6 protein-coding genes are annotated in these 6,624 nt (G+C 45.8%); 4 read left to right on the top strand and 2 right to left on the bottom strand.

What is annotated here, in order from left to right; genetic code table 11:
• Positions 1-431 precede the first annotated feature (431 nt).
• From dcuC to HMPREF9439_RS05615, 3 genes are all read left to right on the top strand, one after another.
• The gene (gene dcuC, locus HMPREF9439_RS05625) at positions 432-1,808 is read left to right on the top strand and encodes a C4-dicarboxylate transporter DcuC (protein ID WP_008812279.1); all 1,377 of its coding nucleotides are present in this window, start codon (positions 432-434) and stop codon (positions 1,806-1,808) included.
• A 12-nt stretch (positions 1,809-1,820) separates the two neighbouring features.
• On the top strand, positions 1,821-2,963 hold the full coding sequence (gene iadA, locus HMPREF9439_RS05620; RefSeq protein WP_008812280.1) for a beta-aspartyl-peptidase: 1,143 nt from the start codon (positions 1,821-1,823) through the stop codon (positions 2,961-2,963).
• Between the two features lie 94 nt (positions 2,964-3,057).
• Entirely contained in the window at positions 3,058-3,426 is a 369-nt protein-coding gene (locus tag HMPREF9439_RS05615) for an Hpt domain-containing protein (protein ID WP_008812281.1), read from the top strand.
• Between the two features lie 643 nt (positions 3,427-4,069).
• On the opposite strand, the gene HMPREF9439_RS05610 is transcribed toward HMPREF9439_RS05615, so the two are convergent.
• Positions 4,070-5,056, bottom strand: a complete 987-nt coding sequence (locus HMPREF9439_RS05610; RefSeq protein WP_008812283.1) for a cytochrome-c peroxidase — start codon at positions 5,054-5,056, stop codon at positions 4,070-4,072.
• Positions 5,057-5,273: 217 nt separating this feature from the next.
• On the opposite strand from HMPREF9439_RS05610, the gene HMPREF9439_RS05605 reads away from it, so the two are divergent.
• The gene (locus HMPREF9439_RS05605; protein ID WP_008864089.1) at positions 5,274-6,290 is read left to right on the top strand and encodes an alpha/beta hydrolase; all 1,017 of its coding nucleotides are present in this window, start codon (positions 5,274-5,276) and stop codon (positions 6,288-6,290) included.
• 54 nt (positions 6,291-6,344) lie between these two features.
• On the opposite strand, the gene HMPREF9439_RS13060 is transcribed toward HMPREF9439_RS05605, so the two are convergent.
• The gene (locus tag HMPREF9439_RS13060) at positions 6,345-6,596 is read right to left on the bottom strand and encodes a cytochrome c3 family protein (protein ID WP_244862400.1); all 252 of its coding nucleotides are present in this window, start codon (positions 6,594-6,596) and stop codon (positions 6,345-6,347) included.
• Between the last annotated feature and the right edge of the window lie 28 nt (positions 6,597-6,624).

Genomic DNA, 6,624 nt, shown 5'->3' with positions numbered 1-6,624 from the left:
GGCTAGATCACTGAAAAACGCAAAATATCAGAACAATCTTTGCCAGCGGCTTTGTTAACTTCAGGAGTACTTCTCTAACGGCTCCTATTATACATTTTCTTAGTGAAAATACTAGTATTCATCCTAGGGGAGCACCCCGTTTTGAATAAAATATAACTAATATGAGTTATATTCATATCGAATTTTCTAATGAGAATCTAGCGGCAATGCTTTCTTTGCCGGTGAGGGAAGATGAAATAATTCAGAAATGATTTCGTAATCAACGCTGTTTCCTTCAATGTTGTGGTGAACAAATCACAAAAAATATCCTAGGAATTACACTTAAAAATTTCGTAAGGACAACAAGTTAACAAAAGGTTACACCATTCCCAAGAAAATTTTAAAATTCTAGCATTACCACATAATTATTAACTCAAATCCATAGGTGCAAAATGGTTGGTGTACTTCTCACGCTGGTTGCAATTGGGCTGGTTAGCTACTTCGTTATTAAAAACTACTATCCTCCGATTATCCTCTTGCTTTTGGGCTTGCTGTTGCTGTTCTGTGCATATCTAGAAGGTGTCCCGGCAGTTGCTCCTAAAGCTTCCACAAATTTCTTTGCGTTTGACTTTGCTCAGGCATTTACAAACCTCTTGAAGGGTCGTCTGCCTGGCTTAGGTCTTAACATTATGGCTATTGCCGGTTTTGCTGTTTATATGGACCGCATCGGTGCCAGTAAAGCTTTAGTTAAGCTGTGCGTTAAGCCTCTGAAAGCCATTCGCTCCCCTTATGTCCTGCTAGCTCTGACGTATGTCGTAGGGCAGTTCATCGCATTGTTCGTGAACTCTGCTGTCGGACTCGGCCTTCTGCTGATGGCTTCGATTTATCCGCTGCTGGTTGCACTAGGCGTTTCTCGCACCTCAGCTGCCGCAGTCATTGCGACAACCTGCTGTTTGGACTTGGGTCCGTCCAGCTCCAACGCGATGCGTGCTGCCGACCTTTGCAACATGGACGTCGTGACTTACTTCGTTCAGGGCCAAGGTCCTGTCGCCCTCTGCACGATTGCTTCCGTTGCAATCGGTCATTTCTTTGTCCAGCGTTGGTTCGATAAGAAAGAAGGCGCTTTAGCTAATAAAGAAGATACCAAGGAAAGCGCTTTAGACGTCGACAAGGCTCTTGAAGGTGCCGGTCCCGCGTATTACGCCATTCTACCGATGCTGCCGCTGGGTCTCCTGATCGGTTTTTCTCCTTTAGTCTATAAGGCCATCAAGCTGAATCTCGTTACCGCGATCATCGTTTCTTTAATTATTGCTTTAGTCGTCGATATTGCAACTCGCCGCGATTTTAAACAGTGCTGCAAAGATTCTCAGGCAATTTTTGAGGGTATGGGCAAGGTCTTTACCTCTACCGTCAGCTTGATCGTTTGCGCAGAAATGTTTGCTCTCGGTTTGAACAAGATCGGCGGTATCTCCACGATGATTCAGGCGGCGGCTTCTATCCAGAACGCAGGTTTGTTCATCATGTTGATCGTGATGCTCGTCATCATGATTGTTGCCGCTATCGTTACGGGATCCGGCAACGCCGCCTTCTTTGCTTTCTCTCCGCTTCTTCCTGAGGCAGCTTCTTCTGTCGGTATTCCGACATTAGCTCTGGCCGTTCCGGTTCAGCTGTCTGCCGGTATTGCTCGTACGATGAGCCCGATCGCTGGCGTCATCATTGCGGTCTCCGGTATTACAGGATTAACTCCGATTGCCCTGATCCGCCGCACAATCCCGGTCATGATCATAGCAGTGATCGTTTCCGTAACCAGCAGCTTAATCTTCTTATAAAAGGATCTTTCTATGGCTTATTTAATAAAAGGGGCTCATGTCTACAACCCAGATAATTTGGGTGTTCAGGACGTTTTGGTGGTTAACGACAAGATTGCTGCAGTCGGTAAAGATCTGACGGTTGTTTTACCTGAACTTGAAACGGTTGAGGCTTCCGGCAAAATCTTGACACCGGGCTTCATTGACCAACATATTCACGTTACCGGTGGCGGCGGGGAAGGCGGTCCGCGCAGCCGTACGCCTGAAATCGTTCTCAGTGAACTGATTTCCTGCGGCACCACGAGCTTGGTCGGTGTTTCCGGAACAGATAGCGTTACTCGTTCTTTGCCGAATCTTTTGGCCAAAGTCCAAGCCTTGACGGATGAAGGCGTGACCGCTTGGATGTATACAAGCAATTATTCTTATCCTCCGACAACTCTGACGGGATCGGTTAAAAACGACCTGCTGATGGTTCATGAGGTATTAGGCGTTAAGATCGCATTGGGCGACCATCGCTCCTCCTTCCCGACAACACAGAATGTTCTCGACCTCCTGACACAGATTCGCGTAGGCGGCATGATTGCCGGAAAGATCGGTGTTCTTCATATCCATCTTGGCAATGTTCCGGGCGCATTTGAGATGTTCGAAGAAATCGTTAACCGCGGTTTCCCGATTCGTCACATTCGTCCGACGCACTGTGCTCGCGATAAGTATGTCTTCGGCAAAGCACTTGAGTTTGCGAAGAGAGGCGGCCGTATCGACATTACAACCGGCGGCTCCTGTTGCTTTGAAAGTCCTGCAGATGCAGTTGAAGCAGCATGGGATGCCGGAATTGAACCGTCTATTATGACAATGAGTTCTGACGGTCATGGCTCTGTACCTCGCTTTAATGAAAAAGGCGAAATGGTTGGTCTCGGTATCGGAGGCGTTGCGTGTAACCTCCGTGATCTCAAGAAGCTGATTGCAAGAGGTCATGCGGTTGAAAAAGTTCTTCCTCTTCTGACTCGCAACGTAGCTCGCGGCTTGGAAATGAAAGGTAAGGGCGAAGTTGCCGTCGGAAACAGCGCTGATATGTGCCTTTTCGATGAAAACTGGGAACTGCAGGACGTCTACAGTAAAGGCGTGCTGATGATGAAGGACAATGAGCTCCTGCAGAAAGGAACCTTCGAATACTAATTTTCTGATTATGTGAATTAGACCGCACTTCTGTTCAATCGGATGTGCGGTTTGTTATTCTTGCTCGGTATTTTTAAAGATCCTAAGGATTGAGATGAACGGGAAACAAAAGGAATTTTTAGCCAAGAGCGGCATTAACTTAACTGATGGCTTGATTTATTTCTCCGAGAACGAGAGACTCTATGAAAAGTACCTTTTCCGTTTTTTAGAAGAACCGACATTCCCTGAGCTTTTTAAAGCAATAGAAGAAGACAGAAGAGAAGATGCCAGAAGGGCTGCTCATTCTTTGAAGGGAATTACTGCCACGCTGGGTTTTACCAGCCTGAATACACCCGTAAAAGCTCAGGAGTTCGATTTTAAAAATGGACGATGGGAAGAAGGAAACCAATATACGGATGAGCTAAAGAAAGAATACGCCCGCATCATCAGCGTTCTTCGAGCTGCAAAGGCACTGGAAAATTAAACCTAAAATAGGATGCGTATTCACATAAGAGGGTTTTCACCTAGTGGATTATGCTAATATGCAGATGTGGCAATTGAATGTTGTCACTTCTCCTTGGGATTTGAGGTTGAGTTGAGATTACGTTCTGCCGAGCAAGTCGGCCGTAATTTCAAATTTAGATTGGAGCGCTCGGGATTGATTCTTCGAGCGCCTTTTTTTTGTCTGAGGTGCCTTAAACCAGTCGGCATTTTTCCGCACAAAATAAAACCTCTGCAACGAAATCGAAGCAGAGGTCCTTGGGATTATTTTGGTTTGTTGAGAAAATTGTATTAGTACGTAAAAGCTTTGACTAGAGTAATAACACCTAGAGGAGTGAACTATTTTAGGCAAATAGCAGAAAAATTATTCTTATATAGGGTTTTTATCTAGATGTTTGTGCTAATATCTCTACGTGGCAAATGATTTTGTCACTTCTCCTTGGGATTTGAGGTTGAGAAGGATACATTCTGCCGAGCAATTCGGCTGTATCTTTCTGATTGATTAAGAGCACTTGAAACTATTTCTCAGGTGCTTTTTTTTTGCCTTTCGGTTGCTGAAATTCAAAAAGAAAACGGCCGGAGCCTAGAGGTTCGAGCCGTTTCACACGTAATTCAGAGGTTGGAAATCAATACACTTCTTCGATGTATTTCCGGGTTTCAGGCCCACTTGGCGGAAGAGCCGGTTTTTCAATCTTGGGGACTTCGCCGTTCAAAGAATGAAGGAAGGCAACAATATCATCCACCTGCTTCGCACTTAGATTGGCGTCGAGCTGAATGTCAGCCATTGTCCCGACGGCCTCCGGCAATGTTCTGATCGCTCCATCGTGAAAATACGGAGCTGTTTTTTCAATGTTCAAGAGTATAGGCACTTTGAACATCATTTCATCCCATGGTTTGCCGGTGATGTCCATTTTTCCTTTAGAAGGATTGTTGGTAATGTAAGGCCGAACGGAACCGACTTTTTGGAAAGACGTTCCGCCCAGAAGATTCCCGTTGTGGCACATGATGCAGCCAGATCTTCTAAACAGTCTTAAGCCGTCAATTTGCTGCTGAGTGAGCGCTGTTTTATCTCCTTTGACATAGCGTTCAAATGGAGAATTCGGAGTCGTTAACGTGCTTTCAAAGGCTGCTAAGGCCTCCGCAATTTCGCTAAAAGTCGGGTTCTGACTTCCGAAGGCTTTTTCAAAATAAGGCCTATATCCTGGAATGGACCGAATAACTCCTTCAGCTAACTCAGGCGTCATTGCCATTTCGAGAGGATTGGTAATCGGGCCCGTTGCTTGTTCAGATAGATTCTTAGCTCTTCCGTCCCAAAACTGCGCAATCTGTTTGCCTGCGTTAAAGACAGTCGGAGAGTTCACTGTCCCTTTTCTTCCGGCGTAACCAATAGAAAGAGGCTTCGTATCTGCACCGTTTGTGGAAAGATCGTGACAGCTGTTGCAGGAGATTTTGCCTGATAACGAAAGTCTTGGATCAAACCAAAGCATTTTGCCAAGTTCGATTTTTGCCTCCTGCTGAGGCGTTTGAGGAATATTGACGGAATCAAGGAGCGCGGCGGAGGAAGATAAGGCTGTAAAGGCGAAGAGGGAGCCGACGATTAATTTTGTTCGCATAAATCTCTCCGAAGAGGAATATTAGATTGATGTTAGTCGCGGATGGCTCTTCAAAGGAGGTCTTTCACTCAGATTAAGCGGAAAATTTTTCCCACAGTACTACGTTAATGGTTTGTACTGAGTAAATGTCCTTAAATACTTTGGTAGCTGTTTCCCGGAGCGCAAAAGTAAAATCCAAAGAGACTTGGGGAGAAGTGCCTTTTGAGGAGGAATACAAATGAAGTTAGGAAAGATGTTTGTCTTGACTGGGGCCTTTTTAGTAATGACTAATATCGCAAACGCAAAATTGCCCGGCTACACGGAGGGCGCAGAAATAATGCGGCCGAAAATCGAGAACGGCCAAATAGACTCTATGTCTGGCATTATTTATTCGCAAATCAAGGGGCTGAGAAGCAACAGAGCTCTTCGTATGACGGTGATGATTCCTCGAGACGGCAAAGCAAAACCCGCAATTATTTATTTCCCCGGCGGGGGATTCACTTCCGCAGACCATGAAAAATTCACCGAAATGCGAACAGCTTTAGCTAAGGCTGGATTTGTGGTTGCAGCCGCTGAATACCGAACAGTTCCGACAAAATATCCGGCATTAGTTAATGACGCAAAAGCTGCTGTGCGATTTCTTCGTGAACACGCAAAAGAATATGGTATTGATCCTGCAAAGATCGGCGTTCTCGGTGACTCTGCCGGCAGGTACCTTGCTCAAATGTCGGGGGCTACTAATGGTGAAAAACAGTTTGATAAAGGTGATTTCCTGAACCAGTCTTCTGACGTTCAGGCTGTCGTGTCTCTTTACGGGTTGTCAGACCTTCGCAATATCGGCGAAGGATTCCCAGAAGAAATTCGAGTTGTGCATGATTCGCCCGCTGTGACTGAAGCTTTGTTAGTGAACGGCCCGGCGTTCAATACTTTCCCCGGCGAAAGCATTACGAAAGATCCGAAGAAAATGCTTGATGCCAGCCCTCTCGGACACGTCAGCGGTAATGAACCTCCTTTCCTTCTTCTGCACGGAAGCGCTGATCCATTGGTCAGTCCTGAACAAAGCGCCAGCATGTACCAAGCTTTGAAGGCGAAGAATCAAGATGTGAAATATATCTTGGTAGAAGGTGCAAAACACGGAGATCTCCCCTGGTATCAGCCGAACATCATCAATACTGTTGTGAATTTCTTTAAAGAGAAACTTGGAGATCCGGCTAAACTTGCCGAAAGCAAACAAGTGAAAGGCGGAAGTCTTTAATTCTCACTAGAGCCTAAACAGGTGCGCCGAGCGCACCTGAAAGCATCTTCGGAATTAAGGAACTACGAATTTGAAATTGTGGCACTGAGCACAATAGTTTTCTGACTTCTCATGCTGCAAGTGGCACAAGATGCAGTCACCGTTATGAGGAGCAGCATGAGGATTTGCATCTGGAAGATTCCGCGTCTTTTCCGCTAGTACTGCCTTCTGATGACATTGTGTACATGTTTCTTCTGTGGGGTATTGAGGATTTTTCATGTCAGTACCATGGCAGGTTTGGCACTGAACGCCTTTTGCTTGGTGCATATCTGCTCCCAGCTTACCCGCGCTGAAG

It is taken from the genome of Parasutterella excrementihominis YIT 11859, assembly GCF_000205025.1.
Lineage (GTDB): Bacteria > Pseudomonadota > Gammaproteobacteria > Burkholderiales > Burkholderiaceae_F > Parasutterella > Parasutterella excrementihominis.
The sequence above is the reverse complement of the archived record's forward strand: the minus strand, read 5'-3'. Positions and strand labels throughout refer to the sequence as shown.

Coding starts and splice junctions, on each gene's coding strand:
- HMPREF9439_RS05615 (WP_008812281.1), top strand. CDS start 3,058: ATGAACGGGAAACAAAAGGAATTTTTAGCCAAGAGCGGCATTAACTTA.
- HMPREF9439_RS05605 (WP_008864089.1), top strand. CDS start 5,274: ATGAAGTTAGGAAAGATGTTTGTCTTGACTGGGGCCTTTTTAGTAATG.
- HMPREF9439_RS13060 (WP_244862400.1), bottom strand. CDS start 6,596: ATGCACCAAGCAAAAGGCGTTCAGTGCCAAACCTGCCATGGTACTGAC.
- dcuC (WP_008812279.1), top strand. CDS start 432: ATGGTTGGTGTACTTCTCACGCTGGTTGCAATTGGGCTGGTTAGCTAC.
- iadA (WP_008812280.1), top strand. CDS start 1,821: ATGGCTTATTTAATAAAAGGGGCTCATGTCTACAACCCAGATAATTTG.
- HMPREF9439_RS05610 (WP_008812283.1), bottom strand. CDS start 5,056: ATGCGAACAAAATTAATCGTCGGCTCCCTCTTCGCCTTTACAGCCTTA.